Origin of the sequence: Pseudomonas sp. GM48, assembly GCF_000282335.1 — a bacterium.
Lineage (GTDB): Bacteria > Pseudomonadota > Gammaproteobacteria > Pseudomonadales > Pseudomonadaceae > Aquipseudomonas.
The window spans coordinates 25,097-50,723 of record NZ_AKJM01000099.1 but is presented as its reverse complement, the minus strand read 5'-3'; the positions used below and the strand labels follow the sequence as shown (position 1 = coordinate 50,723).

Here is a 25,627-nt window from a genome sequence, read left to right as displayed (position 1 = left end):
AACGATAACGCGGGGCACCTGACACCCCGCGGAGTTTTCACGACCATCGCGAGCAAGCTCGCTCCTACAAGGGAACAGGTCGAAACAACGAAACCCCATCAAGCACCATGGAGAGTTGTGCATGAGTCCAGGCGAACCGGTTACAGGGTTGATTCTTTCCGGCGGCGGGGCTCGGGCGGCTTATCAGGTCGGGGTACTGGCGGCGATTGCCGAATTGCTGCCGCCGGGGGCGAGCAATCCGTTTCCGGTGATCGTCGGCACTTCGGCGGGCGCGATCAACGCCGTCAGCCTCGCCAGCGGGGCGATGGACTTTCGTAGCGCCATCGAACACCTGACGGCCTTCTGGCAGGGCTTTCGCAGTCATCTGGTGTTGCGCAGCGACTGGCCCGGAGTGATTCGTCAGGCCAGCCGCTTTGTCAGCCACAGTTTGCTCGGTATCGGTACACACATGCCGGTGGCGTTGCTCAACAGTTCTCCGCTGCGGCATTTGCTCCACGACAAGCTGCATATGGGCGGCATCGCCGAAGCGATCGCACAGAAACAATTGCATGCGGTGGCGGTCACCGCGTTCGGCTATGAGTCCGGCCAGGCAGTCACCTTCTATCAGGGCGGCGGCAAGATCGATGCCTGGTTGCGCCATCGACGCATCGGCGTTCCAACCCAGCTTTCCGTTGAACATCTACTCGCCAGTTCGGCCATTCCGCTGCTGTTCGCCCCGGTGAAAATCGGCGAAGAGTATTTCGGTGATGGCGCGGTGCGTCAGTCGGCGCCGATCAGTCCGGCGTTGCATCTGGGTGCCAGTCGGGTGTTGGTGGTGGGCGTCAGCGGCAACCCCCGCGGGTTCGACCCGCAACAACCCTTGCAGCGCAGCTACACCGGTCAGCAGCCGACACTGGCGCAGATCGGTGGGCACATGCTCAACAGTACGTTCATTGACAGCCTGGAAAGTGATATCGAGCTGTTGCAGCGTCTGAATCAGTTCAGTCACCTGATGCCCGACGGTACGCCAACCCGTGCCTTGGGCGTGGCGCCGGTGGACGTGCTGGTGATTTCACCGAGTCAACCGATCGACGAGATTGCCGCACGCCATCGCCAGGAACTGCCACCGGCGCTGCGCCTGTTCTTGCGCGGGCCGGGTGCGACCAAGACCAGCGGGGCGGGGGTATTGAGCTATCTGCTGTTCGAGGCGGGTTATTGCAGCGAGTTGATCGAGCTGGGGCGGCGCGATGCGTTGGCCAAACGCGGGGAGTTGTGTCGGTTTCTGGGGATTAACGAGGCGGTGGTTTCGGCTTGAGATCGATGGAGAATCAATTCGCGGGCAAGCCTGCTCCCACAAAGATTTGCGCCGAATTCGAATTCGGCGTACGACGCAAATCCCTGTGGGAGCGGGCTTGCCCGCGAAGGCGTCCTTGCAGACGCCGGTTACAGCGGGATCAGAAGTGGAACTTCACCAGGAAGCTCGTCGTGTTCTGATTGGTGTTAAACGCCTTGGAATCGTCGATCCCGTATTTGTTCGACCAGTAGTCGTACTCAACACCGACATACAATTGCTTGGCACCGAAATTCAGCGCCTTGCCCAAGTCGTATTTAACCTGTGGATTGAAGTGCAGGTTGGCGTGGTATTCGCCATTTTTGTTCACATCGTTGTCGACCACCCAGTCCATGAAACCGTCGATCAGCACATCCGAGCTACCCACCGGGATGGTGTAGGACCAGACCGGGGTGATCTGCCAGACATTGTCACCCGGGCGGTCGCCTTCGGTGTGACGGTTGTAGAAGTTCAACTGGAAGTAGTCGAAGCCCGGGATGGCCAGGTCGAAGCCTGGACCGATCAGATAGGACTCGGTGTCGTCCTCGCCGAATTCATAGGTCATGGCCAGCAGCACGTCCTTGATCGGGCCGAACTCGAACTTCTGGTCGAAGATCTTGTTGAACGACAGGCGCGGGCTGAGTTCGCCGTAGTGGCTGTTCTTGCCCGCGAAGGCGTCTTCCTTGCCGTTGTAGAAGATTTTGTCGATGAAGAAGAAGTTGTCGCCGTACTTCCAGCCATCGGCGTGTTCAAAGGTCACGGTCTGCTGAATGTGCGGGTTGACCTTGAAGTCTTTACCGTAGAGGTAGCTCAGGCTGTTGTTCTGCCATTGCAGCAAGTCGCCGGCCATGGCCTGACCCCCCGCCAGCAATGATCCCGCCAGCATCAGGCTAGTGCACGTACGTTTCATTCGGTTGCTCCCAAAAAGTAGGTGGTTCCACGTTATTTTTTTAAGGTCGGCGCTCTGGTGTGGCGCCTGTTTCTGTAGCTGCAAAAAATTATCCATTCGGTCAGCTTTAGTGCTGTGAGCAAGAGCTGGGCCAAGGCTTTCAAAAAGCCAAAAAACTCCCGCTCGACGGCTCAAGAGCGGTCGATTGAGAGGGGTTTTGGAGTGCCTTGGTTCCTGCCAGCGCCGGGATAAGTTGGCCTGCTGGTCAGGTTTTACATCCGGGCTTTTTTTTAAACCGGATTCGGGCGGCCGCGGAGAATACTGACTCCTCGGACAGGTCTCAAGTGCTCCGCAATGGCGCACCGACGACAGGTATGTGGCGCGGCTGCGGGGCAGCATCAGAAATGCACCTTCACCAGCAGGCTGGCGGTGTTTTCATTGGTATTGAAACGGGAGCTGTCCTGGACGCCGTATTTGTCTTTCCAGTAGCTGTATTCGGTGCCGACATAGACCTGTTTCTCGCGCCAGCCCAGGGCTTTGCCCAAGTCGTATTTGATCTGTGGGTTGAAGTGCAGGTTGGCGTGATAGGTGCCGCGTGAGTTCTGGTCGTTATCTACCACCCAGTCGATGTAGCCGTCGATCAACAGGCTCGAGTTGCCCAATGGCAGGGTGTAGGACCAGGCGGGGGTGATTTGCCAGACATCGTCGCCGGGGCGCGAGCCTTCGGTCTGGCGGTAATAGAAGTTCAGGGTGAAGAAGTTGAAGCCCGGTACTGCGAGGTCGAATCCGGGACCGATCAGGTAGGCCTTGCTGTCGTCTTCGCCGTTCTCGTAGGTCATGGCGAGCAGCACGTCCTTGATCGGGCCGAATTCGAAACGGCGGTCGAGGATTTTGCCGAAGGAGAGACGCGGGCTGAACTCGCCGTAATAAGCGTGAGCACCTTTGTTTCGGTCTTTCTCGCCGTTGTACCAGGTGCTGTCGACGAACAGGAAGTTGTCGCCGTACTTCCAGCGATCGGCGTGCTCGAACGTTACCGTCTGCTGGATCGCCGGGTTGATCGCGTAGTTCTTGCCGTACAGGTAGCTCAGGCTGTTGGTCTGCCACAGCAGTAAATCGCCGGCCATGGCCTGGCTCGCGGCCAACAGGCCACCCGTCAACAGCAAGTTGGTTTGTGTCCGAATCATCTGTTGCTCCCTCTTGTTTTTATTTTTGAGGCGCATGTAGCTCTCCCGTGGGAGCGGGCTTGCTCGCGAAAGCGGTGTATCAGTCAACGATGAAGTTGGGGCTGATGACGTCTTCGCGAGCAAGCCCGCTCCCACAGGGGGTGTGGGTTTCTCGGTTAATGCGTGTGGGCGTGGCAGTCGTTGATCGCAGCGCGTTCTTTGCCGCCGAGGATGTTGAACAGCAGGTTCAAGGTCAGGGCACTGAGCGTGGCCATGGCGATGCCGCTGTGGGTGATCGGGCTCATCCACACGGGCAGGTGGGCGAAAAACTCCGGGCGTACTACCGGGATCAGCCCCATGCCGATGCTCACCGCCACCAGCAACTGATTACGACGGTCACCGATGTCGGCTTCCTGCAGGATCTTGATCCCGGTGGCGGCGACCATGCCGAACATCGCAATCGCTGCACCACCGAGCACGGCCGGTGGAATCGATGCCACCAGGAACGCGGCTTTGGGCAGCAGGCTCAGGACGATCAGCAAGCCGCCGGCAACGATGGTCACCGAGCGGCAACGCACGCCGGTCATCTGCACCAGGCCGATGTTCTGGGCGAAGGAGGAGTGGGTGAAGGTGTTGAAGAATCCGGCGAAGAACGAGGCGCCGGCATCGCACAGTAAACCGCGACGCAGCATGCGTGGGCAGACTTCCTGGCCGGTGATCTTGCCCAGCGCAAGAAACATCCCGGTGGACTCGACGAAAATGATCACCACCACCAGGCACATCGACAGGATCGGCGCGAGTTCGAATTTCGGCATGCCGAAATGCAGCGGGGTGACGAATTGCAGCCATGGCGCACTGGCCATGCCGCTGAGGTCGACCATGCCGAGCAGGCCACAGAGCACGTAGCCCAGGCACATGCCGATCAGCACGGAAATATTGACCCAGAAGCCGCGCATGAAGCGGTGCACCAGCAAAATGGTGCCCAGCACCAGCGCGGCGATGGTCAGGTAAATCGGCGAACCGAATTGTGCGGCACTCGCACCGCCGCCGGCCCAGTTCACGGCGACGGGGAACAGTGACAAACCGATCGAGGTGATGACTGTGCCGGTCACCAGCGGCGGGAAGAAGCGTACGACTTTGGACATGAACGGGGCGATGAGCATGCCGAAGAACCCGGCAGCGATGGTCGCGCCGAAGATCCCTTGCAGGCCGATTCCGGGCATGCCGGCCATGGCGACCATGCTGCCGACGGCGGCGAAACTGGCGCCCATCATCACTGGCATGCGAATGCCCATGGGGCCGATGCCGAGGGACTGGACGATGGTGGCGATGCCAGCCACCAGCAGGTCGGCGTTAATCAGGAAGGCGATTTCTTCACGACTCAGGCCAGCGGCCTGTCCGATGATCAGCGGCACCGCGATGGCGCCACCGTACATCAGCAGAACATGTTGCAAACCGACCAGGATCAGTTGCAAAAGGGGCAAACGCTGAATGGCGGGTGCGTCGGGGATGCGCGCTGTGGATAGCTCGGACATGCAACACCTCGGATCTTTTTTATTCTTGTGATTGAACAGCGGCGGTGGTGCGAGCCGCTGTCATTTGCATCATTCCTTGTGGCGAGGGAGCTTGCTCCCGCTGGGTCGCGAAGCGGCCCCAAAACCGGTCACCGCGTTCCACCTGGGAGATCGCGACTTCCTGTTTCACGACTGCTTCGCAGCCGAGCGGGAGCAAGCTCCCTCGCCACAAAAGCCCGCAGGCTTTTGTGTTGCTTAGTTGGTCGGAGCTCCCTGCACAATCCAGGCACCGATCAGGTCACGTTCCTGCTGGGTCATCTGCGTGATGTTGCCCAGTGGCATGATCTGGCTGGTGACAGCTTGCGCCTGGATCCGTGCTGCGTTCTGGCGGATCTGCTCGGGGGTGTCGAACATCACGCCGGCAGGGGCTGCACTGAACAGCGGGCTGGTTGGCTTGGCCGAATGGCAAACCGCGCAACGTTCCTGAATCACGCTGTGCACTTTGTCAAAGCCAGGGCCGGCGTTGGATGCTTGCGCCGGTGCGGCGGCAGGCGCTTCTGCAGGTTTGGCTTCAGCGGGTTTCAGACCACCGCCCACTGCTGTTTCCGGCAGCGGCTGGTATTCGATCTTCGCTGGCGCCTTGGCCACTTCCGGGTTGTTCAACGGCGCAGGGCCGGTGACGTAAGCCAGGCTGATCATGCCGACGGCTGCCACCGGCAGGGTCCAGGCAAACTTGTGGCTGTCATGACGGGTGTTGAAGTAGTGACGCACCAACACCGCCAGCACCGCGATCCCCGCCAGGATCAGCCAGTTGTACTGGCTGCCATACGTGCTCGGGAAGTGGTTGCTGATCATGATGAACAGCACCGGCAAGGTGAAGTAGTTGTTGTGACGCGAACGCAGCAGGCCTTTGGCCGGCAGCGCCGGATCGGGCGTGCGGTTCTCGGCGATCGCCGCCACCAGTGCGCGTTGCGCCGGCATGATGATGCGGAACACGTTGCCGACCATGATGGTGCCGATGATCGCGCCGACGTGCAGGTACGCACCGCGACCGCTGAACACTTTGCTGAAGCCATAGGCCGCGCCGATGATCAGGACGAACAGGATGAAACCTAGCAGGGCAGGGCGTTTGCCCAGGGCCGAGTCGCACAGGAAGGAGTAGATGAACCAGCCGATGAACAGCGAGCCGAGACCGATGGCCACGCCTTCAGGGCCGCTCAGGGTGCTGCCCGGAGCCAGCAGGTAGAGCGTCGGGTTGGAGTAGAACACTACGCACAGTAGCGCGATCCCCGACATCCAGGTGAAGTAGGCTTCCCATTTGAACCAGTGCAGGTTGTCCGGCATGGTCGGTGGAGCCAGTTTGTATTTTTCCAGGTGGTAGATACCGCCGCCGTGGATCGCCCACAAATCGCCGGCCAGACCGCTTTTCGGGTTGACCCGATTGAGGTTGTTTTCCAGCCAGACGAAGTAGAACGATGCGCCGATCCAGGCCACACCAGTAATCATATGAACCCAGCGCACGCTCAGGTTCAGCCATTCCAACAGATGTGCTTCCACAGTCTTTACCTCTCGCCCGTCACTCTTGTTGTCGAGTGATCGGACCTTCTCTTATTGGTGGGGGGCGAGGATCAAACGCTCATCCTCTTTGAAAAAATGCTCATCGCAGTTATTGCCTGTGCCACTGCGATCAACCACCAGGAAGTCATCCCGCTTTTCGATCGTCAGCACCGGGTGGTGCCAGACGCCGCGATGGTAATTAATGCCCTGCCTGCCGTTGGTGACGAAGGCGCGGACCAAGCCTGATACAGGTTCATCGCCAAGTGGCGCGACCACGATCAGAAAGGGGTTGCCGAGCAGCGGAATGAAAGCCTGGCTGCCCAGCGGATGACGCTCCAGCATGCTGACGGTCAGCGGCATGTCCTGCGCGTCGGCGCGGAAGATGCTGATGATCGCCTTGTCCTCTGGCGTAGCGGTTTCCACCGTCGCCAGTTTGTGGAAGCGCATGGTCGAACCGTTGTTGATCATGAAGTGATCGCTGCCGTCGGTTTCGATCACGTCACCGAAAGGGGCGAAGGCTTCTTTGGTCAGCGGTTCAATCGTTAATGTGCGCATGCTGGTCTTCTTAATTTGTTCAGGTGTGGATGATTCTTTGTAGGAGCGAGCTTGCTCGCGATGGTCGTCAACGATAACGCGTGCATCCAGGATGAACGCGGTGTCCTTGAGTTTTTCGCGAGCAAGCTCGCTCCTACAGGCTCAGCATTACTTCGCGACCTTGCCCAATACGCGCAGGCGGCTCACACCACCATCCGGGAACACGTTCAGGCGGATGTGGGTGATCGGGCCCAGTGCCTTGATCTGCTCGGCGAAGGTGTGTTCGGCGTGCATTTCCAGCTTCTGGCTTGGCAGCAGTTCGCGCCAGAACAGCGACTGGGTTTCGATCTGGCTGTCGGTACCGCCCTTCACGAAGGCGCCCTGGATCGAGCAGCTGTCCGGGTAGTTACCCTTGAAGTGCAGGGTGTCGACGATGACTTTCTCGACTTCACCAGCATGACCCAGCGCGACGATGACCCAGTCATTGCCTGGAGTACGACGACGCGCGGTTTCCCAGCCGTCGCCCATGTTGATGCCACGGCCCGGGTTGAGGATGTTGCTCATGCGGCCGAAGTGTTCGTCGGAGCAGGCGAGGGCGCGGCCACCGTTGAGGGCTGCGGCCAGGTCGACCTGTTCGTTGTCGCCGATCGCCGACCAGTCGCGGAACGGCACGCCATACACGCGCAGACGGGCCACGCCGCCATCCGGGTAGATGTTGAAGCGCAGGTGGCTGAACGCCTGGTCGTTGTTGATTTCGTGGTAGTGGTGGCTGTTGCCTTGCAGCTCGACGGCGGACAGCACTTCAGTCCACTGGGTGTTTTCATCAGGCTCGCCCGACGCCAGGAAGCAGGCTTCCAGGGACGCTGATGGCGGGAAGTTGCCGGTGAAGAATGAAGTGTCGATGTCGACGCCCTTGATCGAACCCGGTACGCCCAGGCGGATCACGGCGCTGTCGAAGCCTTCGAAGCGCTTGCGGCGCGACTCCCAGCCATCCATCCACTTGCCGTTGTCATCGAACACGCCCTCCTTCCATACGGCCGGGGTCGGTTGGAACAGACGGTTGGCGTCTGCGAACCAGTCATCGGTGACCGAGATGATTTTGGTGCCCAGGCGGGCATCGGCCAGGTTGACGAACTTCTCGAAAGGTACGGCGTAAGCTTTCATTCTTCTTGTCTGCCTTTAAATAAGTGGCTTGGGATGCTTGCGAGGCCCAGGTTGATTTCGGCGTTCATGAAATGCCTGGGCCAGGCTTGCTATAGGGTCAGTAATCGGAACAGGGCGATCTTGTTGATCTCCGCCAGCGCGCATTTGAACTCGGTGTCGACCGGGTTGTGGATGCGCGTTTCGAACGCTGCGAGGATCTGATGCCGGTTGCTGCCTTTTACCGCCATGATGAAGGGAAACTTGAACTTGGCTTTATAGGCGTCGTTCAGCTCGGTGAAGCGCTGGAACTCTTCGGCCGTGCATTGGTGAATACCGGCGCCAGCCTGTTCATGGGTGCTGGCTTCGGTGAGTTGGCCCTGGACGGCGGCTTTGCCGGCCAGGTCCGGGTGAGCGTTGATCAGGGCCAGTTGGCTTGCGTGATCGGCGCTCAACAGGATGTCGCTCATGCGCTGGTGCAGGGTTTCAATCTCGTCGATCGAGGCATCCTGGCCCAGGTCGAAGGCCTTCTCGGCCACCCATGGCGAATGTTCGTAGATGTCGGCGAAGGCTTTGACGAAGGCGTCGCGGCTCAATGTCGATGGTTTCAATGTTTGAAAGGCGCTCATTTCGCGGCCCCTTGGTACGGGTGAGTTTCCTGCCAGTGGCGCGCGATGTCGACGCGACGGCTGAACCACACCTGTTCATGACTTTTAGCGTATTCGATAAAGCGCTTGAGCGAAGCCAGACGCGCCGGACGGCCGATCAGGCGGCAGTGCAGGCCGATCGACAGCATTTTCGGTGCCTCGGCGCCTTCGGCGTAGAGCACGTCGAACGCATCCTTGAGGTATTCGAAGAAGTCGTCGCCCTTGTTGAAACCCTGGACCTGGGTGAAGCGCATGTCGTTGGTGTCCAGGGTGTACGGGATCACCAGGTGCGGCTTGCCGGTCGGGTTGTTCGGTTCCCAGTAGGGCAGGTCGTCGTCATAGGTGTCGCAGTCGTAGAGGAAACCGCCTTCTTCCATCACCAGGCGACGGGTGTTCGGGCCGGTGCGGCCGGTGTACCAGCCCAGTGGGCGTTCACCGGTGATTTCGGTGAGGATGCGGATCGCTTCGAGCATGTGCTCGCGTTCCTGGGCTTCGTCCATGTACTGGTAGTCGATCCAGCGATAGCCGTGGCTGCAGATCTCGTGGCCGGCATCGACCATGGCACGGATCACGTCCGGGTGACGCTGGGCGGCCATGGCCACGGCGAAGATGGTCAGCGGAATGTCGAATTCCTTGAACAGTTTCAGGATCCGCCAGACGCCGGCACGGCTGCCATACTCGTAAAGGGATTCCATGCTCATGTTGCGCGCGCCTTGCAGCGGCTGGGCAGAAACCATTTCCGAGAGGAACGCTTCGGACTCTTTGTCGCCGTGCAGGATGTTGCGCTCGCCGCCTTCTTCGTAATTGAGTACGAACGACAGGGCAATACGGGCATTGCCCGGCCAGTGTGGGTGAGGAGGGTTACTGCCGTAACCGACCAGGTCGCGTGGGTAGTCAGCGCTCACTGCAGGCTTCCTTCTTATTCGATGATGACGGTTGGTGTGACGCAGCTGAAGATTGGGTGGCAGGCTTGCGTCACAGCGATGGGCTGATTGTATACAACTTTATATTCACTTTGTAAGCCTGATTTTTCGCATTTTTCACCGACTGTCATCTTTTACTGCTATTGGCGTATGCCTGCAAGAAATCTGCCTGACTGGTCAGTTATTAGTTAGAGGCTTCATTGGTGGTGCGGTTTGGCGGGAAATCGACGGCAAATGTGCAGGTGGCGGGGGTTATGGGAAAAATGTCGTTTTTATTGTGTACAATTTTTTTGAAAAGTGTCTTAATCAGTCGCTCGCCGCAGCTTTTCGTGCTCCGAATCGGTGCGGTCTCCTTTTCAACTGACTTCGGGAGGCGCGAAGTCTGACTGCTCCACGCAGGCAGGCGCGCAGAATCAATGGGACGTTTGACTACACACGTTTTGGACGCAGCACACGGTTGCCCGGGCAGCTCGATCAAGGTCGAGTTGTACCGCGTTGAAGGTTCGCAGCTGGAATTGGTCGCCAGCGCGATAACCAACAGCGATGGCCGTGTCGATGCACCGTTGCTGCAAGGCGATGACTACCGTACCGGGGTCTATCAGGTTCAGTTTCATGCCGGCGATTACTACCGCGCCCGTGGTGTAAAACTGCCGGAACCGGCGTTTCTGGATGTCGTGGTGCTGCGTTTCGGCATCTCTGCAGAACAGGATCACTACCATGTGCCGTTGTTGATTTCGCCTTACAGCTACTCCACCTATCGCGGCAGCTGATCCCCCAAGCAGCTGCTGCACCCTGGAAGCGACTGCGCATATAGCTTCTTTGGTCTTTCGCCCGCTCACACTGCGGGCTTTTTTTCGTCTGTAGGAGCGAGCTTGCTCGCGATGGAGGTCCAGGCAGCGCGATAATTCATACTGCACGCGTTATCGTTGACGTCCATCGCGAGCAAGCTCGCTCCTACAGCTTTTAGCGGCTCAGCAACGACGCTGCACCCGCACCACCAAACAACCCCGCACTGATCCGGTTGAACCAGCTCTGGCCCTTGCCGCTGCGCAGATAGCGCGCCGCACCGTGGGCGCCGAGGCCGTAGGCTAATTTGCACAGCAGGTCGAGCACGGTCCAGGTCGCAATCATCACCAGCAGTTGCGGCAGGAACGGTTGTTCGGCACTCAAGAACTGCGGCAGGAAAGCGGCGAAGAACAGAATATCTTTCGGATTGCTGGCACCGAGCATGAAGGCACGGCCGAACAGTGCACGAAAGCGAGGCACCGGCGCTGCTTGCGGCACTTCCGCGCCGTGGGAAGGCTGGCGCGATTGCTGCCAGCTCTGCCAGGCGAGGTAGAACAGATACAGTGCGCCGATAATCTTCAGGGCGCTGAACAGCTGTTCCGAAGCCAGCAACAACGCACCCAGGCCCAGGGCCGAAGCACTCAGCAGGCAGATCGATGCGGACACGCCGCCGAGAAAGGCCGGGTAAGAGCGGCGCAGGCCGTAATTCAGACTGTTGCTGATCATCAGCAAAGACAGCGGCCCCGGGATCAGGATCACTATCAGCGCAGCGCCGCTGAACAGCAGCCAGGTTTCCAGACTCATCACTTTCCTCCATTTGCACAAAAGCCCCACCCGACGGGGTGAGGCTGTTTTCAAGCGCGTACAGCGTGTGGCTTACAAGAAGATGAACTTGGCGATGAAGATCGCGCAGAGCACCCACAGGCTTACGGAAATTTCCTTGTACTTGCCGGTGCCGGCCTTCAACGCCACGTAGGTGATGAAGCCCAGCGCGATACCGTCGGCGACCGAGAAGGTCAGCGGCATCATGATCGCGGTGACAATCGCCGGAATGCTATCGGTCGCTTCATCCCATTCGATGTGGGCCATGCCGCCCATCATCAGCATTGCCACATAAATCAGTGCACCAGCGGTGGCATAGGCGGGAATCATGCCTGCCAGCGGTGCGAAAAACATTGCAGCTATAAATAGCACACCAACGGTGACTGCGGTAAGACCAGTCCGACCACCCGCAGCGACACCAGCAGCACTTTCCACGTAGCTGGTGACCGGCGGAACGCCAACTACCGCACCGAATACGCTGGAAGCACTGTCGGCTTTCATTGCGCGGGAAAGGTTTTCGATGCGGCCGTCAGCGCCCACCAGATTGGCGCGCTGGGCAACGCCCATCAGTGTGCCGGCGGTGTCGAACATGTGCACGAAGAGGAACGCCAGCACCACGCTGATCATGCTGACGTTGAACACACCGGCGACGTTCATGGCCATCCAGGTCGGTGCCAGGCTTGGCGGGGCCGACATGATGCCCTCGTAGTGCACCAACCCAAGGCCCCAGCCGGCGAGGGTCACGGTAATGATGCTGATGAGGATTGCGCCGAACACCTTGTGATAGCTGAGGATGGCAATCATCAGGAAGCACACGGCGGCGAGCAGCGGGCCGGGCTCGCGCAGGGAACCGAGCTTGATCAGCGTGGCCGGGCTATCGACGACGATACCCGCGGTTTTCAGGCCGATCAGCCCCAGGAACAGTCCCACGCCGGCGCCCATGGCGAAGCGCAGGCTGACCGGAATGCTGTTGAGCAGCCATTCGCGGATCCGCGAGAAGGTCAGGATCATGAACAGCACACCGGAAACGAACACTGCGCCGAGGGCGGTTTCCCAGTTGTAGCCCATGGTGCCGACCACGGTGTAGGTGAAGAAGGCGTTCAGCCCCATGCCTGGTGCCAGGCCGACTGGCCAGTTGGCGTACAGGCCCATCAACAGGCAACCGAGTGCGGCGGCGATGCAGGTGGCGACGAACGCGGCACCGTGGTCGATCCCGGCGTCGGCCATGATATTGGGGTTAACGAAGATGATGTAAGCCATGGTGATGAAGGTTGTCAGACCGGCAATCAACTCGGTCTTCACCGTGGTGCCGTGCAAGCTGAGTTTGAACAGACGTTCCAGCAAGCCATTGCGTAATGGCGGCGAGAGTTCCAGCGTCGATGCTTCGGATTTGCGGCTTTCCACAGCGAATACTCCTCAAGAGTTTTATTGTTATTTCCAGGGCCGGACCCATGAGGGTGGCAGCGGCCCTTTGAGGCACTTGCGAATTTGTTGACCGCTTGGTCAGGAACTCGCACGAGGTGGATTATGCTTTTGTATACAAAGAATGCAAATAATGTTTTTGATTTTGTCGACGAAAAGTTTGGCTTTAGGGATATATCGCCTGTTCCGGCCCCTTCGCGAGCAAGCCCGCTCCCACAGGAAAACCGGTCAGTCACAAGATTTGTGGACACCATCAATCACTGTGGGAGCGGGCTTGCCCGCGAAGAGGCCGGATCAGCCAGCATCAAAATCAGCAGGCAGAATGATTCAGTCGGTATGCGCCTGACTTTTCCCCAATGCCAGATTCACCGCCAGCCACCCATTCACCGCCGTCTCCCCAGCCTCGGCAAACACCCGTTCCAGCAATTTCACCTGCTCACGCCTCAACGCCTGCTCAAACCGTGCGCCTTCAGCAGTCAATTCCAGCAAGCGCTTACGCTTGTCAGTCTCGGACGCGACGCTTTCGACCAGATGCATCTCCAACAATTGCCGCAACGGCATGTTCAGCGCCTGCTTGCTCACGCCGAGCAAGGCCAGCAACTCCTTGACGCTCAGGTTCGGATAGCGGGCGATGAAAAACACGATGCGCTGATGCACCCGGCTCAGGCCGCGACGTTCGAGCATTTCATCGGCTTTGGCGGTGAAGGCCTGGTAGCCGAAGAAAAACGCTTCCATGGCTTGCTGCTGGGAGATCGGGTTTTTAAGGTCAAGCATATTGACGTATCCATTCGAGCTGGCGTAATTTCGGTCAACAAGTTTGACTCATTTTCCTCGTGCCTCGCTACCGGTGATCCCCATGGCTTTTTCCGAACGTGTCTCGCGCCTTAAAAGTTCTTTGATCCGTGAAATCCTCGCCGCGGCCCAGAGTCCGCAGATGATGTCGTTTGCCGGCGGCCTGCCAGCCGAAGCCATGCTGCCGAAGGTCGAATGGGCCGACATGCCGTTGTCCATGGGCCAATACGGCATGAGCGAAGGCGAGCCGGCGCTGCGTGAAGCTTTGGCGGCAGAAGCACGAGCGTTGGGAGTGCCGTGCGAGGCAGGGCAGGTACTGGTGGTCAGCGGCTCACAGCAGACCCTCGACCTGGCAGCCAAGCTCTACATCGACAAGGGCACTGAAGTCCTGCTCGAAGCGCCGACTTATCTGGCGGCGTTGCAGATCTTCCAACTGTTTGGCGCCGATTGCCTGACCGTGCCGCTGGAGGCCGACGGTCCGAACCTGGAGCAATTGCGCGCACGCCTGGAAAAACACAGTCCAGCCTTCATCTACCTGATCCCGACCTTCCAGAATCCATCGGCCGTGCGCTACAGCGAAACCAGGCGCGATGCGGTGGCCGCGTTGCTTGATGAGTTCGGCGTCACGTTGATCGAAGACGAGCCTTACCGCGAACTGACCTTTGATGGCGGCAGCGCCAGGCCGATTGTCAGTCGCTTGAAAAACGCCAGTTGGATCTACACCGGCACCGTGTCGAAAACCCTGTTGCCGGGTTTACGTGTCGGCTACTTGATCGCCAGTCCAGACCTGTTTCCCCATCTGTTGAAACTCAAGCAGTCGGCGGATTTGCACACCAATCGGGTCGGCCAGTGGCAGGCGCTGCAATGGATTGGCAGCGAGAAATATCAACAGCACCGCAGTGAGTTGCGCGATTTTTACCGTGGACGTCGGGATGCGTTTCAGGCAGCGCTGGAAACTCATTTCTCCGATCTGGCAGATTGGAATGTGCCGCAGGGCGGGCTGTTTTTCTGGTTGAAACTCAAGCAGCCACAGGACACCCGAACCTTGCTCGACGCTGCGTTGGCCAACGACGTGGCGTTCATGCCGGGCGAACCGTTCTTTCCCGAGCCGGATAACCATCCGGGGTATTTGCGGTTGAACTTCAGCCACATTGAGCCTGCGCGACTGGATGAAGGGCTCAAGCGTTTGGCGGGAGTGGTGCGACAGGCGCAGGCGACACAAGCGGCCTAGATACAAATAAACCGGCCAATGGGCCGGTTTATTTTTGTCTGAGGTTTGCGGTGCCTGTGCCGGCCTCTTCGCGAGCAAGCCCGCTCCCACAGGGAAATGCGGTCAACTGTGGGAGCGGGCTTGCTCGCGAAGGCGTCAGTCAGAACACCACAAGCAAATCAGGCAGCCGCAAATCGCTTGTCCAGGTAATCAATGATCACCTTGGATTCATACATCCAGGTGGTCTGGCCATTCTCTTCAATGCGCAGGCACGGCACCTTGATCTTGCCACCTTGCTCCAGCAAGGTCTGGCGATCCTGCTCGTTGTTCTTCGCATCGCGAAGGGCCACCGGCACGTTCAGACGGCGCAGGGTGCGGCGAGTCTTCACGCAGAACGGGCAGGCGTGGAATTGATACAGCGTCAGGCCCTTGGCGGCCGCTTCGACCTGGGCCTGAGCCGCGGCGGGGCGCTTTTTCTTGCCCGGACGGGTGATGAAGTCGATGAAGATGATCAGTTGGCCAAGGCCGACACGAAGCGCTTTTACGAACACGTTGAAAGCCTCACGGTGCAAATGAAGAAGGGCGCGCAGCTTACCTGATTTTTTACGGGCGAAAAAAAACCGGCGATGAATGCCGGTTTTCTTCGTGCCGCGAATTACTTGATGAGGCTGAGGAATTCGCTGCGGGTCGCGGCGTTTTCACGGAACTCACCGAGCATCACCGAGGTGATCATCGTCGAATTCTGCTTCTCCACACCGCGCATCATCATGCACATGTGCTTGGCCTCGATCACCACCGCAACGCCCAGGGCGCCGGTGACTTGCTGGACCGCATCGGCGATCTGGCGGCTGAGGTTTTCCTGGATCTGCAGGCGACGGGCGTACATATCGACGATCCGCGCCACCTTCGACAGGCCCAGAACCTTTCCGCTCGGGATGTAGGCGACGTGAGCCTTGCCGATGAACGGCAGCAGGTGGTGTTCGCACAACGAGTACAACTCGATGTCCTTGACCAGCACCATTTCGCTGTTGTCGGAGCTGAACAGGGCACCGTTGGTGACCTCTTCCAGCGTCTGTTCATAGCCGCGGCAGAGATACTGCATGGCTTTGGCGGCACGTTTTGGCGTGTCGAGCAGGCCTTCGCGGGAAACGTCCTCGCCGAGCTGGCCGAGGATCGCCGTGTAATTCTGTTCCAGGGACATGAAACTACCTGTGGGATTTTACGCAAAGGGCAAGGGTACGGTGACGGACACGACGCTGCAAGCGTGGCGCATCAGCTTTACTCGTCGCGACCTTCCATCATGGTGCGTTTGAGCATCACATAAACCGCGCCGGCACCGCCGTGTTTGGCCTGGCACGAGGTGAAACCGAGCACCTGTGGATGCTGGCGCAGCCAAGTGTTGACGTGGCTTTTGATCATCGGCCGCTTGCCGTCCAGGCGTACAGCCTTGCCATGGGTGACGCGCACGCAGCGGATTTCGAATTTAGTGGCTTCGGCCAGGAACGCCCAGAGGGTTTCCCGGGCTTTTTCCACGCTCATGCCATGCAGGTCGAGGCTGCCTTCGAACGGAATCTGGCCGATCTTGAGCTTGCGCATCTGGCTTTCCTGCACGCCGTCACGCGCCCACATCAGCTCGTCTTCAGGGCCGACGTCGATGACGAACTGATCGGACAGCCCGTCAACGGTGGTGGATTCGGTGCGCACAGTGGCCGCTAGACGCAGCTTGGCGATCTGCGCGCGGTCAGCCTTGGGCTTGCCGGTTTCGGCGCGATCGTGCTTGATCGGCTTGACGCCTTGGATCGCGCTTTTGAACAGGGAAAAATCGTCGTCTTGCATGTCAGCCTCCGCGAAGGGCGGCCAGTTTACCCAACTCGAAGCGAATCGGGCGCGACAAAACGCGCGGCGTTCGGTCTCGATCTTGGTCTCAGTCGTGTTTTTTCATCAGATGCGGGGACATGTTCAGTTCTTGTGACTGACGCGAGCGGCGACGGCAGCGGCGCCACAGCCACACGCCGAGGTACAGCACCACCAGACCAATCGCCAGGATCACCGCCGCACCGGCACGGTTGGTGTTCATCTCGCCGAGGGCGGGGGCGTGACCGAGCAGGCTGGCGACACCGGCCATGGCGAGCAACACACCGCTCATGGCCAGCAACGCGGCTATCGTTGCGCCGATTCGAAAACGCCAATTGCGTTGGCCTTTGGGCCGCAAGCGGCGAGCGTCAAAACCATCGGATAACTTCATTCCGACCTTCCTCTATGGGTATCGGCCCTTCGACCGGGAGTTGACCGGGATGTTCCTGAGGCTAAGACAATTACGGCACATGAGAGGTTTTTGCGGATGAGCGGCGTTTTTGACCGCTCATGGGGCGCCGATCAGACCAGTTCGTGGGTCAAGGCGAGGGTGGCGAAGTTATCGCCCATGATCGCCATTTCGGTCTGATGAACGTGCTCGGCGCTCAGGACGCCGCCCTTGTAAGGCAAATCGCGAGTGGCACAGGCGTCTTCAATGAGTGTGCAGCGGAAGCCAAGGTTCTTCGCTGCGCGCACAGTGGTGCTGACGCTGGAGTGACTCATGAAACCGCAGACGATCAGGTCGAGGGCGCCGAGGTCCTCCAGGCGTTTGGCCAGTTCGGTGCCGTGGAACGCGCTTGGCAGCAATTTACCGATGACAGTTTCGTCACTCTGTGGCTCCAGGCCCGGAATGAACTCACCACCGACGCCTTGCGGGTTGAACAACCCGCCGAGCGTACCGAGGTGGCGGACATGCACGATCGGCCGGCCGGCGGCACGGGCAGCGGCGAGCAATTGCTTGATGTTCGCGACGGCCTCATCCATGCCGCTGAGGGCCAGTGGCCCGCTCAAATATTCTTTCTGGGCATCGATGATGATAAGGGTCGCTTGGCTCAGTTTGGCTGCCGGATAACCGCGGCCGCTGAGTTGAAACATCGTTTTTGGAACGGACATTCTGGGGCTCCTTGGAGTGGGGCTTTTGCGACATTGTCCTCTGGCTGAGCGGTTCTGTGAATCGCTACGATCGTAGGTGCCGTCGTTGCTGGCCTGTAGCCTTGTCAATAGTCGCGTTTTGTTCAATAGCCAAGCGGAAAAACGGATAACTCCTACATTTGAGCCGGTAGTTTTCTCGCGTCGTCGTGGCGTCGTTTGACTGGTAGAATTGCCCGTCGATTTTTCTGGAGTTTGCCGTCGTGATCACTTCCCGCCTTCGTACCCTGCGTGACCATATCCGTTGGGCCGTCAGCCGCTTCCATGGGGAGGATCTGTTTTTCGGCCATGGCACCGACAACGCCTGGGACGAAGCCCGGCAATTGGTGTTGGGCGCGCTGCATCTGCCGTGGGAAATCGCCGACAGCTACCTCGACTGCAATCTGGAAGAGGACGAACTGGTCCATCTGCAAAACTTGCTCAAGCGCCGGATCGAAGATCGGGTTCCGACTGCGTATCTGCTGGGCGAGGCCTGGTTCTGCGGCATGTCGTTCATCGTCGATGAGCGCGTTTTGATCCCGCGTTCACCGATTGGCGAGTTGATCGAAAATCGTTTTACTCCTTGGCTGGCTTCGGAGCCGGCGCGAATTCTCGATCTGTGCACCGGTTCCGGTTGCATTGGCATTGCCTGCGGCTACGAGTTCCAGAATGCCGAGGTGGTATTGGCTGACCTGTCGTACGAAGCGCTGGAAGTGGCCAACCAGAACATCGAGCGCCATGGTGTCGATGAACGTGTGTACACGGTGCAGGGCGACGGTTTCGAGGGCTTGCCGGGACAACGTTTCGACCTGATCGTGTCGAACCCGCCCTACGTCGATGCGGAAGATTTCGCCGACATGCCGGACGAATACCAGCACGAACCGGAGCTGGGCCTGGCGTGCGGCGATGACGGCTTGAACCTGGTGCGCCGCATGCTCGCCGAAGCAGCGGATCACTTGACCGAGAAGGGCTTGCTGATTGTCGAAGTGGGCAACAGCCAGGTGCACGTCGAGGCGTTGTACCCGGAAGTCGACTTTGCCTGGCTGGAGTTCGAGCGTGGCGGCCACGGTGTGTTCATGCTGAGCGCGGAGCAGTGCCGGGAGCATCAGGCGTTGTTCGTTTCCCGCGTTTAAGACCCGTCACTGTGGCGGGGCAGCTTTTGTGGCGAGGGAGCTTGCTCCCGCTCGAGCGCAAAGCGGTCGCAAAACAGGTGGCAATGATTTATCTGAAAGAATTGTGATGTCCGGTTTCAGGGCTGCTTCGCAGCCCAACGGGAGCAAGCTCCCTCGCCACATTAGGCCACTCGACTCAGGTCCTACCGGTGCGTGGCAATCCAGATCAGCAACCCCGCCTGAAACACCGCAAATGCCACCAGGCAGGTAATGGTGAAGCGCAGCCCGGCGTCTTCGCGTTTGTACTTGCTGACTTTTTCTTCGTGTTTCTTGAGTTTGACTTCCTGCTCGGCCAGGTTCTGCTCGGCTTGCTGGAGCATCTGCGCCGCCTCGAGAATTTCCACGACCTGCAGTTTTTCGCTGTTCCAGTCGCCAGCAAGGTCGCCGACCTTGACCGGCTTGACGCTGCCTTTCAAATGCTGGGCATCGGCATACACCACGTCGAAACCGTGCACGCGCAAAAAGTGATCGCGGCGCAGGCGGGTGTCTTCGTTCAGCGCTTCCTTGTTGCTCAGGTCAAAGCCGTCGACGGTGTAGGTCGGCCAGCGCTTCTTCGCCCAATTGATGCCCTGGGCCGCCATGAATCGGCCAATGCCACGGTTCAGCGGTTCAACCTGCAACCCGCTATCCGGGGCGAAATGCACGCGCTTTTCGGTGTGATCGACCCACACGTCCAGATGATTCTGTTCCTTGCGCACACGCTGGCCGGGCAGGGTGATGCTCATGCGCATCAGGCTGCGTTCCTTGTCGTTGCGCTCGGCATAGCCGAACTCGACAAAGCGCAACGGGCGCCCGCCCGTGTTGCGGTCAGTCTGCAGCGGCGCCAGACGGAGCATCTTGTGGTGCTCGACGTGGACGTCCGCCCAAGGCAGCTCGACCGCTGGCGGTGCGTCTTTTTCAGCGGTGGTGTCGGGTGAACTCTGGGTGTCAGTCATAACGGCGAGATCCTGTCCAAGCTCAGCTTGTCGCCAGCCAATCTGCTGGCGACAAAGGCTTATCGGCCGTTTTTTTCAAGACTTAAACAGCGCTTAACCGGTGCTAAGTCCGTCAATAAACCCGAGGATTCGCGCGCCCAGTTCCGCCGCCAGGGGCAATTGCGGATCTTTATAGGAAGCCAGCTGGCGTTTGACGTCGTTGGGCACGATGCGCATGACGTGGTTCATGCCTTCGATCAGTGCCAGTTCGGCGTCCGGTTTGGCAGCCTTGAGCAGCCTTGCGTCATTGACGCCGACCTGGATGTCGTTGCTGCCCTGGATGATCAGCGCCGGCATCTTCAGCTTGGCAAACGCCGCGGCCGGGTCTTGGCGGAACAGGGAAATCAGATACGGCTGCACGCTCGGACGGAAAATGGCCTGCAACGGTGGCGGCACGTTGTCGTCGGGTTTCCCGGCCTTGAGGCTATCGAGTAATTCATTGCTGCGCAGCATCAGCGGTGGTGGCAGGCGATTGCCCAGTTGCTGGCGAATGACCTGATCAACCGGCCTTGCGCTGCCGGAAACAGAAATCACCGCATCGGCATCGATGCCCGGCGCAGCGAGGCTGGCAATCAAGGCGCCCTCGCTGTGACCCAGCACAATCAGTTTGCCGAAGCGCGGATCGGTCTTGAGCTTCTGGCCCCAGGCTTGGGCATCGGACACATAGGCCTCTACCGTCAGGTTTCGTTCATCCGGGGTCGCCGCCAGGCTCGCGGCCACGCCACGTTTGTCGTAACGCACGCTGGCAATGTTGTGTTTGGCCAGCACCCAGGCCAGGCGCTTGAGGCTGTCATTGCGCCCGCCATCGGCGTTGTTTCCGTCACGATCCGTAGGGCCGGAGCCGGAAATGATCAGGACAACCGGCACAGGGTTGTCGGATTTGGGCAGTAACAGCGAGCCGAAAAGCTCGCCAGTGCCTGTATCCAATGTGATCGGTCGTTGCAGGACAGTCGCCTGGGCGAAGCCGGAAATCAGGGTAAGGCTCAAGGCTAAAACTCGCAGCATCATCGCGCCATCATCAAGAAGGTGCCGGTTGGACTCACAGGCACCCATAAGGTTCGAGGATGAACTACTTGGGTAGCCTGCGTATACTGGCGCGCATTACGTATTCAGGTTCATTTCACGGAGCGTCCTGCATGTCCGGCAATACCTACGGCAAGCTGTTCACTGTCACCACCGCGGGCGAAAGCCATGGTCCGGCGTTGGTCGCCATTGTCGATGGCTGCCCGCCGGGCCTGGAGCTATCCCTGGAGGATCTGCAGCGTGACCTGGACCGCCGCAAACCCGGCACCAGCCGCCACACCACCCAGCGCCAGGAAGCCGACGAAGTCGAAATTCTTTCTGGTGTGTTCGAAGGTCGCACCACCGGTTGCGCCATCGGTCTGTTGATCCGTAACACCGACCAGAAGTCCAAGGACTACTCGGCGATCAAGGATCTGTTCCGCCCGGCCCACGCCGACTACACCTACCACCACAAGTACGGTGAGCGCGATTATCGCGGCGGCGGTCGCAGTTCGGCCCGCGAAACCGCGATGCGCGTCGCGGCCGGTGCGATTGCGAAAAAATACCTGGCCAGCCAGGGCATCGTCATTCGTGGCTACATGAGCCAGCTCGGGCCGATTGAAATCCCGTTCAAGACCTGGGATTCGGTGGAGCAGAACGCTTTCTTCAGCCCGGACCCGGACAAAGTGCCGGAACTGGAAGCCTACATGGACCAGTTGCGCCGCGACCAGGATTCGGTCGGCGCGAAGATCACCGTGGTCGCCGAAGGCGTGATGCCGGGCCTGGGCGAACCGATCTTCGACCGTCTCGACGCCGAACTGGCCCACGCGCTGATGAGCATCAACGCGGTCAAGGGCGTGGAAATCGGCGCCGGTTTTGCCAGCGTCGCCCAGCGCGGCACCGAGCATCGCGATGAAATGACCCCGGAAGGTTTCCTCAGCAATAACGCTGGCGGCATTCTCGGCGGTATTTCCTCCGGTCAGCCAATCGTTGCGCACCTGGCGCTGAAGCCGACATCGAGCATCACCACGCCGGGCCGCTCCATCGACATTCATGGCAACCCGGTGGAAGTGATCACCAAGGGCCGTCACGATCCGTGCGTGGGCATCCGCGCCACGCCGATTGCCGAAGCGATGATGGCCATCGTGCTGATGGATCACCTGCTGCGTCACCGTGGGCAGAACGCCGATGTGCGGGTGAGCACGCCGGTGCTGGGTCAGCTTTAATGGCTGACCTCGCAGCCGCTGCGGTTTGATCGGCGTGGCGGCGCTCCCGTACTGGCGGCTTTCCAGTTTCTATCTGTTCTATTTCGCCTTGCTCGGTTCGACAGCGCCGTTTCTGGCGCTGTACTTCGATCACCTCGGATTCAGCGCCGCGCGCATCGGCGAACTGGTGGCGATCCCGATGCTGATGCGTTGCGTGGCGCCGAACATCTGGGGCTGGCTGGGTGACTACACCGGCAAGCGGCTGGCCATCGTACGCTTCGGCGCGGTGTGCACGTTGCTGACGTTCTCGCTGATTTTCGTCAGCAAGACCTATGCCTGGCTGGCGATGGTCATGGCCTTGCATGCGTTCTTCTGGCACGCGGTGTTGCCGCAGTTCGAAGTCATCACCCTGGCGCACTTGCAAGGGCAAACCTCGCGCTACAGCCAGATTCGCCTGTGGGGCTCGATCGGTTTCATCATCACCGTGGTCGTGCTGGGGCGGCTGTTCGAATGGCTGAGCCTCGACATCTACCCGGCGGCGCTGGTACTGATCCTGGCCGGCATCGTGCTCAGCAGCCTGTGGGTACCGAACGCTCAACCGGCGCCGGGCAACCGGGCGGCGGGGGAGGGATTCCTCAAGCAACTGCGCAGTCCCGGCGTTTTGGCGTTTTATGCTTGCGTGGCGCTGATGCAGATGAGCCACGGGCCGTATTACACGTTTTTGACGCTGCACCTTGAGCGACTGGGTTACAGCCGCGGTGTGATCGGCATGCTCTGGGCGGTCGGCGTGGTAGCCGAAGTCCTGATGTTTCTGGCCATGAGCCGGATCCTCGCGCGCGTCTCGCTGCGCCGGGTGCTGATGGCCAGTTTTCTGCTGGCGGCGCTGCGTTGGTTGTTGCTGGGCACGCTCGCGGAATTTCTGTGGGTGCTGTTGTTTGCCCAGGTGTTGCACGCGGCGACGTTCGGCAGCTTTCACGCCGCTGCCATTCAATTCGTGCAACGTAGTTTCGGCGCGCGCCAGCAAGGCCAGGGTCAGGCGCTGTATGCCGCCCTGGCCGGCACCGGTGGCGCATTGGGCGCGTTGTACGCCGGTTACAGCTGGAACGCCCTTGGCGCCGCATTGACCTTTAGTATTGCCAGCCTCGCAGCCGTCGCGGCTGCCGTTACCATTGCCACATGTATGCAAGAGGACAGGCCATGAGCCTTACCCGTGAACACCTCGCCCAGGAAATCATCGACGCCGGGCGTTTTCTGTATGGCCGCGGTTGGTCGCCGGCCACCAGCAGCAATTACTCGACCCGCCTGTCGCCGACCGAAGCCTTGCTGACCGTGTCCGGCAAGCACAAGGGGCAACTCGGCATGGACGATGTGCTGGCCACCGACCTGTCAGGCAACAGCCTGGAACCGGGCAAGAAACCGTCCGCCGAAACCCTGTTGCACACCCAGCTTTACAGCTGGCGCCCTGAGATCGGTGCGGTGCTGCACACCCATTCGGTGAACGCCACAGTACTGTCGCGCCTGACGCAACAAGACTTCATCGAGTTCGAAGACTACGAACTGCAAAAAGCCTTCAGCGGTGTGACGACCCACGAGTCCCGGGTGCGTGTGCCGATTTTCGACAACGACCAGGACATTGCGCGCCTGGCCGCCAAGGTGCAGCCTTGGCTCGACGCCCATCCCGATTGCGTCGGCTACCTGATCCGCGGCCATGGCCTCTATACCTGGGGCTCGCGCATGAGCGATGCCCTGCGGCAGATCGAGGCCTTTGAATTTTTGTTCGAGTGCGAGTTGAAAATGCGCTCGCTCTTGAACCTTAAAGCATGAACCGTTAAGGAGTTGCCCTGATGAGCAGCCTGTCCGTTTATCACGTCTCCAGCCCTGAAATTCCCAACAAGGTGCTGACCCATTTCGAAGACATCGCCTCGACCCTGGCCGAACAAGGCGTGCGCTTCGACCGTTGGCAGGCCGCCACCAAGCTCCAGCCGGGCGCCAGCCAGGATGAAGTGATTGCGGCCTATCAGGCGCAAATCGACCAACTGATGACCGAGCGCGGTTACATCACCGTCGACGTGATCAGCCTCAACAGCGACCACCCGCAAAAAGCCGAACTGCGCGCCAAGTTCCTCAACGAACACCGCCATGGCGAAGACGAAGTAAGATTTTTCGTCGCCGGGCGCGGCCTGTTTACCCTGCACATCGACGATTACGTCTACGCGGTGCTCTGCGAGAAAAACGACCTGATCTCGGTGCCGGCGGGGACCAAACACTGGTTCGACATGGGCGAGCATCCGCACTTCATTGCGATCCGCCTGTTCAACAACCCGGAAGGCTGGGTGGCCAATTTCACCGGTGAAGACATCGCCAGCCAATTTCCGCGTCTTGAGGACTGAGTCGATGCCGATCAAAGCGATTCTCACCGATATCGAAGGCACCACCAGCGCGGTGAGTTTTGTGTTCGACGTGCTGTTTCCCTATGCTGCCAAACATCTGCCGGCGTTTGTTCGTCAGCAGGCCGAGCGCGTTGACGTAGCTGAACAGCTGGCCGCCGTACGCCGTGACAGCAACGAGCCGAATGCCGACGTCGAACGGGTCATCGAGATCCTGTTGGGCTGGATTGCCGAAGACCGCAAGGCCACGCCGTTGAAAGCGTTGCAGGGCATGGTCTGGGAGCAGGGCTATCAGGCCGGGCAGTTGAAGGGCCACGTTTACCCGGACGCCGTTGAGGCGCTTAAAGACTGGCATCAGGCTGGTTATCAACTTTTTGTTTATTCGTCCGGCTCGATCCAGGCCCAGCGGCTGATCTTCGGTTGCTCCGAGGCGGGGGACCTGACACCGCTGTTCAGCGGTTATTTCGATACGACGTCAGGGCCTAAGCGCGAGGCGCAGTCCTACGCCAACATCATCCAGGCGATCAACATCGAGGCGGGGCAAATTCTGTTTCTGTCCGACATCGTCGAAGAGCTGGATGCGGCGCGTGCAGCGGGGATGGCCACCTGCGGCCTGGCCCGTGAGGGCGGGGAACTGGCAGGGCATGTCACCGTGGACAGCTTTGCGCGGATAAATCCCGCTAATTTCTAAACGCCACAAACCCTGTGGGAGCGGGCTTGCTCGCGAAAGCGGTATGTCATTCAACGTTGATGTTGACTGACGCACCGCTTTCGCGAGCAAGCCCGCTCCCACATTTTTTTACAGCGAATGATAGGTCGGCAGGGCAAACCGTTGCTGGCTTTGCAGCATGGAAATCTGCGGCAGTTCACTGGCTTGTTCAGCGAGGTCGCGGCGAATCGCACTGATGACCCACGACAGTTGATCGCCATTGTGCAATTGCTGGTAGGAAATCGAGCGCTTGAACACTTTGCCTTCGCCGCCGTCCAGGGTCAGCAGGATCCCACCGTCAGGGCGCTCTTGGGTAGTGACTGCAAAGTTGGAGAATAAGGACGAAAATTTTTCCTGGATAAGGCTCATGTCGTTCAGCTCCGTGATGACTTGAATGGCAAGCATGGAGAGACTGTTGCAGCCTTTGTGCCATTCATTTCAGCTGAATAATATTAAGCAAAATCAACATGTTACGGTTTTAAGTGATT

The 25,627-nt window shown here is 59.5% G+C and carries 28 protein-coding genes; 9 read left to right on the top strand and 19 right to left on the bottom strand.

The genetic code is table 11. The features are described 5' to 3' along the window. Positions 1–121: 121 nt before the first annotated feature. Positions 122–1,294: a patatin-like phospholipase family protein gene (locus tag PMI28_RS11675; RefSeq protein WP_007988155.1), complete on the top strand. Its 1,173-nt coding sequence runs from the start codon at positions 122–124 to the stop codon at positions 1,292–1,294. Positions 1,295–1,433: 139 nt separating this feature from the next. Here PMI28_RS11675 and PMI28_RS11680 read toward each other — a convergent pair whose 3' ends face one another. The 8 genes from PMI28_RS11680 to puuE all read right to left on the bottom strand — a co-directional run bounded on the left by PMI28_RS11680 (position 1,434) and on the right by puuE (position 9,658). Beyond that, positions 1,434–2,219 carry an outer membrane protein OmpK gene (locus tag PMI28_RS11680; protein WP_007988154.1) on the bottom strand — a complete coding sequence of 262 codons (786 nt, stop codon included), beginning with the start codon at positions 2,217–2,219 and terminating at the stop codon, positions 1,434–1,436. A 377-nt stretch (positions 2,220–2,596) separates the two neighbouring features. Then, on the bottom strand, positions 2,597–3,382 hold the full coding sequence (locus PMI28_RS11685; RefSeq protein ID WP_033063425.1) for an outer membrane protein OmpK: 786 nt from the start codon (positions 3,380–3,382) through the stop codon (positions 2,597–2,599). Positions 3,383–3,537: 155 nt separating this feature from the next. After that, positions 3,538–4,896 (bottom strand): nucleobase:cation symporter-2 family protein, encoded by a 1,359-nt coding sequence (locus PMI28_RS11690; protein ID WP_007988152.1) that lies wholly within the window; start codon positions 4,894–4,896, stop codon positions 3,538–3,540. A 234-nt stretch (positions 4,897–5,130) separates the two neighbouring features. Further along, the gene (locus tag PMI28_RS11695; RefSeq protein ID WP_007988151.1) at positions 5,131–6,432 is read right to left on the bottom strand and encodes a urate hydroxylase PuuD; all 1,302 of its coding nucleotides are present in this window, start codon (positions 6,430–6,432) and stop codon (positions 5,131–5,133) included. A 51-nt stretch (positions 6,433–6,483) separates the two neighbouring features. Further along, a complete protein-coding gene (locus tag PMI28_RS11700) occupies positions 6,484–6,987 on the bottom strand; it encodes an ureidoglycolate lyase (protein WP_007988150.1) in 504 nt (167 codons plus the stop codon). A gap of 147 nt (positions 6,988–7,134) precedes the next feature. Beyond that, positions 7,135–8,130: an allantoicase gene (gene alc, locus PMI28_RS11705; protein WP_007988149.1), complete on the bottom strand. Its 996-nt coding sequence runs from the start codon at positions 8,128–8,130 to the stop codon at positions 7,135–7,137. 89 nt (positions 8,131–8,219) lie between these two features. Next, complete coding sequence (gene uraD / locus PMI28_RS11710; RefSeq protein WP_007988147.1) at positions 8,220–8,735, bottom strand: 2-oxo-4-hydroxy-4-carboxy-5-ureidoimidazoline decarboxylase; 516 nt, start codon at positions 8,733–8,735, stop codon at positions 8,220–8,222. Continuing rightward, positions 8,732–9,658, bottom strand: a complete 927-nt coding sequence (puuE, locus tag PMI28_RS11715) for an allantoinase PuuE (RefSeq protein WP_007988146.1) — start codon at positions 9,656–9,658, stop codon at positions 8,732–8,734. The genes uraD and puuE overlap by 4 nt, the downstream gene beginning before the upstream one ends. A 434-nt stretch (positions 9,659–10,092) precedes the next feature. Between puuE and uraH the strand changes: the two genes are divergently transcribed. Beyond that, positions 10,093–10,446, top strand: coding sequence for a hydroxyisourate hydrolase (uraH, locus tag PMI28_RS11720; protein WP_007988144.1), 354 nt, complete (start codon positions 10,093–10,095; stop codon positions 10,444–10,446). A gap of 193 nt (positions 10,447–10,639) precedes the next feature. Here the strand turns inward: uraH and PMI28_RS11725 are convergent, their stop codons facing one another. The 3 genes from PMI28_RS11725 to PMI28_RS11735 form a co-directional block, all read right to left on the bottom strand. Continuing rightward, positions 10,640–11,266: a LysE family translocator gene (locus tag PMI28_RS11725; RefSeq protein ID WP_007988142.1), complete on the bottom strand. Its 627-nt coding sequence runs from the start codon at positions 11,264–11,266 to the stop codon at positions 10,640–10,642. 72 nt (positions 11,267–11,338) lie between these two features. Continuing rightward, complete coding sequence (locus PMI28_RS11730) at positions 11,339–12,688, bottom strand: NCS2 family permease (protein ID WP_007988140.1); 1,350 nt, start codon at positions 12,686–12,688, stop codon at positions 11,339–11,341. Positions 12,689–13,033: 345 nt separating this feature from the next. Further along, complete coding sequence (locus PMI28_RS11735) at positions 13,034–13,480, bottom strand: MarR family winged helix-turn-helix transcriptional regulator (RefSeq protein WP_007988137.1); 447 nt, start codon at positions 13,478–13,480, stop codon at positions 13,034–13,036. An 82-nt stretch (positions 13,481–13,562) separates the two neighbouring features. On the opposite strand from PMI28_RS11735, the gene PMI28_RS11740 reads away from it, so the two are divergent. After that, entirely contained in the window at positions 13,563–14,729 is a 1,167-nt protein-coding gene (locus PMI28_RS11740; protein ID WP_007988135.1) for an aminotransferase-like domain-containing protein, read from the top strand. 158 nt (positions 14,730–14,887) lie between these two features. Here the strand turns inward: PMI28_RS11740 and PMI28_RS11745 are convergent, their stop codons facing one another. The 5 genes from PMI28_RS11745 to PMI28_RS11765 all read right to left on the bottom strand — a co-directional run bounded on the left by PMI28_RS11745 (position 14,888) and on the right by PMI28_RS11765 (position 17,675). Beyond that, a complete protein-coding gene (locus tag PMI28_RS11745; protein WP_007988133.1) occupies positions 14,888–15,259 on the bottom strand; it encodes a glutathione S-transferase N-terminal domain-containing protein in 372 nt (123 codons plus the stop codon). A 104-nt stretch (positions 15,260–15,363) separates the two neighbouring features. After that, a complete protein-coding gene (gene folE / locus PMI28_RS11750) occupies positions 15,364–15,909 on the bottom strand; it encodes a GTP cyclohydrolase I FolE (protein WP_007988130.1) in 546 nt (181 codons plus the stop codon). Positions 15,910–15,986: 77 nt separating this feature from the next. Continuing rightward, on the bottom strand, positions 15,987–16,544 hold the full coding sequence (locus tag PMI28_RS11755; protein WP_007988128.1) for a Smr/MutS family protein: 558 nt from the start codon (positions 16,542–16,544) through the stop codon (positions 15,987–15,989). A gap of 88 nt (positions 16,545–16,632) precedes the next feature. Beyond that, complete coding sequence (locus PMI28_RS11760; protein WP_007988126.1) at positions 16,633–16,953, bottom strand: hypothetical protein; 321 nt, start codon at positions 16,951–16,953, stop codon at positions 16,633–16,635. Positions 16,954–17,084: 131 nt separating this feature from the next. Continuing rightward, entirely contained in the window at positions 17,085–17,675 is a 591-nt protein-coding gene (locus tag PMI28_RS11765; protein ID WP_007988124.1) for a cysteine hydrolase family protein, read from the bottom strand. Between the two features lie 239 nt (positions 17,676–17,914). On the opposite strand from PMI28_RS11765, the gene prmB reads away from it, so the two are divergent. Continuing rightward, on the top strand, positions 17,915–18,823 hold the full coding sequence (gene prmB / locus PMI28_RS11770; RefSeq protein ID WP_007988122.1) for a 50S ribosomal protein L3 N(5)-glutamine methyltransferase: 909 nt from the start codon (positions 17,915–17,917) through the stop codon (positions 18,821–18,823). 182 nt (positions 18,824–19,005) lie between these two features. Here prmB and PMI28_RS11775 read toward each other — a convergent pair whose 3' ends face one another. Next, positions 19,006–19,797: a hypothetical protein gene (locus PMI28_RS11775; protein ID WP_007988120.1), complete on the bottom strand. Its 792-nt coding sequence runs from the start codon at positions 19,795–19,797 to the stop codon at positions 19,006–19,008. Positions 19,798–19,890: 93 nt separating this feature from the next. Further along, positions 19,891–20,889 (bottom strand): alpha/beta hydrolase, encoded by a 999-nt coding sequence (locus PMI28_RS11780; protein WP_007988118.1) that lies wholly within the window; start codon positions 20,887–20,889, stop codon positions 19,891–19,893. 83 nt (positions 20,890–20,972) lie between these two features. Here PMI28_RS11780 and aroC point away from each other — a divergent pair, with 83 nt between their 5' ends. Genes aroC through mtnC form a run of 5 tightly spaced genes read left to right on the top strand, consistent with a single transcriptional unit; the run spans position 20,973 to position 25,121 of the window. Further along, positions 20,973–22,064: a chorismate synthase gene (gene aroC / locus PMI28_RS11785; protein WP_007988116.1), complete on the top strand. Its 1,092-nt coding sequence runs from the start codon at positions 20,973–20,975 to the stop codon at positions 22,062–22,064. A 34-nt stretch (positions 22,065–22,098) separates the two neighbouring features. Beyond that, the gene (locus PMI28_RS11790; RefSeq protein WP_007988113.1) at positions 22,099–23,244 is read left to right on the top strand and encodes an MFS transporter; all 1,146 of its coding nucleotides are present in this window, start codon (positions 22,099–22,101) and stop codon (positions 23,242–23,244) included. Further along, positions 23,241–23,867 carry a methylthioribulose 1-phosphate dehydratase gene (locus tag PMI28_RS11795; RefSeq protein ID WP_007988111.1) on the top strand — a complete coding sequence of 209 codons (627 nt, stop codon included), beginning with the start codon at positions 23,241–23,243 and terminating at the stop codon, positions 23,865–23,867. Before PMI28_RS11790 ends, PMI28_RS11795 begins: the two co-directional genes overlap by 4 nt. 20 nt (positions 23,868–23,887) lie before the next feature. After that, positions 23,888–24,433, top strand: a complete 546-nt coding sequence (locus PMI28_RS11800) for a 1,2-dihydroxy-3-keto-5-methylthiopentene dioxygenase (RefSeq protein ID WP_007988110.1) — start codon at positions 23,888–23,890, stop codon at positions 24,431–24,433. A gap of 4 nt (positions 24,434–24,437) precedes the next feature. Further along, positions 24,438–25,121: an acireductone synthase gene (gene mtnC / locus PMI28_RS11805; protein ID WP_007988107.1), complete on the top strand. Its 684-nt coding sequence runs from the start codon at positions 24,438–24,440 to the stop codon at positions 25,119–25,121. 108 nt (positions 25,122–25,229) lie between these two features. On the opposite strand, the gene PMI28_RS11810 is transcribed toward mtnC, so the two are convergent. After that, a complete protein-coding gene (locus PMI28_RS11810) occupies positions 25,230–25,508 on the bottom strand; it encodes a DUF3509 domain-containing protein (RefSeq protein WP_007988104.1) in 279 nt (92 codons plus the stop codon). Between the last annotated feature and the right edge of the window lie 119 nt (positions 25,509–25,627).

Coding starts and splice junctions, on each gene's coding strand:
- PMI28_RS11675 (WP_007988155.1), top strand. CDS start 122: ATGAGTCCAGGCGAACCGGTTACAGGGTTGATTCTTTCCGGCGGCGGG.
- PMI28_RS11680 (WP_007988154.1), bottom strand. CDS start 2,219: ATGAAACGTACGTGCACTAGCCTGATGCTGGCGGGATCATTGCTGGCG.
- PMI28_RS11685 (WP_033063425.1), bottom strand. CDS start 3,382: ATGATTCGGACACAAACCAACTTGCTGTTGACGGGTGGCCTGTTGGCC.
- PMI28_RS11690 (WP_007988152.1), bottom strand. CDS start 4,896: ATGTCCGAGCTATCCACAGCGCGCATCCCCGACGCACCCGCCATTCAG.
- PMI28_RS11700 (WP_007988150.1), bottom strand. CDS start 6,987: ATGCGCACATTAACGATTGAACCGCTGACCAAAGAAGCCTTCGCCCCT.
- alc (WP_007988149.1), bottom strand. CDS start 8,130: ATGAAAGCTTACGCCGTACCTTTCGAGAAGTTCGTCAACCTGGCCGAT.
- uraD (WP_007988147.1), bottom strand. CDS start 8,735: ATGAGCGCCTTTCAAACATTGAAACCATCGACATTGAGCCGCGACGCC.
- uraH (WP_007988144.1), top strand. CDS start 10,093: ATGGGACGTTTGACTACACACGTTTTGGACGCAGCACACGGTTGCCCG.
- PMI28_RS11725 (WP_007988142.1), bottom strand. CDS start 11,266: ATGAGTCTGGAAACCTGGCTGCTGTTCAGCGGCGCTGCGCTGATAGTG.
- PMI28_RS11735 (WP_007988137.1), bottom strand. CDS start 13,480: ATGCTTGACCTTAAAAACCCGATCTCCCAGCAGCAAGCCATGGAAGCG.
- PMI28_RS11740 (WP_007988135.1), top strand. CDS start 13,563: ATGGCTTTTTCCGAACGTGTCTCGCGCCTTAAAAGTTCTTTGATCCGT.
- folE (WP_007988130.1), bottom strand. CDS start 15,909: ATGTCCCTGGAACAGAATTACACGGCGATCCTCGGCCAGCTCGGCGAG.
- PMI28_RS11755 (WP_007988128.1), bottom strand. CDS start 16,544: ATGCAAGACGACGATTTTTCCCTGTTCAAAAGCGCGATCCAAGGCGTC.
- PMI28_RS11760 (WP_007988126.1), bottom strand. CDS start 16,953: ATGAAGTTATCCGATGGTTTTGACGCTCGCCGCTTGCGGCCCAAAGGC.
- PMI28_RS11765 (WP_007988124.1), bottom strand. CDS start 17,675: ATGTCCGTTCCAAAAACGATGTTTCAACTCAGCGGCCGCGGTTATCCG.
- PMI28_RS11775 (WP_007988120.1), bottom strand. CDS start 19,797: ATGACTGACACCCAGAGTTCACCCGACACCACCGCTGAAAAAGACGCA.
- PMI28_RS11780 (WP_007988118.1), bottom strand. CDS start 20,889: ATGGGTGCCTGTGAGTCCAACCGGCACCTTCTTGATGATGGCGCGATG.
- aroC (WP_007988116.1), top strand. CDS start 20,973: ATGTCCGGCAATACCTACGGCAAGCTGTTCACTGTCACCACCGCGGGC.
- PMI28_RS11795 (WP_007988111.1), top strand. CDS start 23,241: ATGAGCCTTACCCGTGAACACCTCGCCCAGGAAATCATCGACGCCGGG.
- PMI28_RS11800 (WP_007988110.1), top strand. CDS start 23,888: ATGAGCAGCCTGTCCGTTTATCACGTCTCCAGCCCTGAAATTCCCAAC.
- mtnC (WP_007988107.1), top strand. CDS start 24,438: ATGCCGATCAAAGCGATTCTCACCGATATCGAAGGCACCACCAGCGCG.
- PMI28_RS11810 (WP_007988104.1), bottom strand. CDS start 25,508: ATGAGCCTTATCCAGGAAAAATTTTCGTCCTTATTCTCCAACTTTGCA.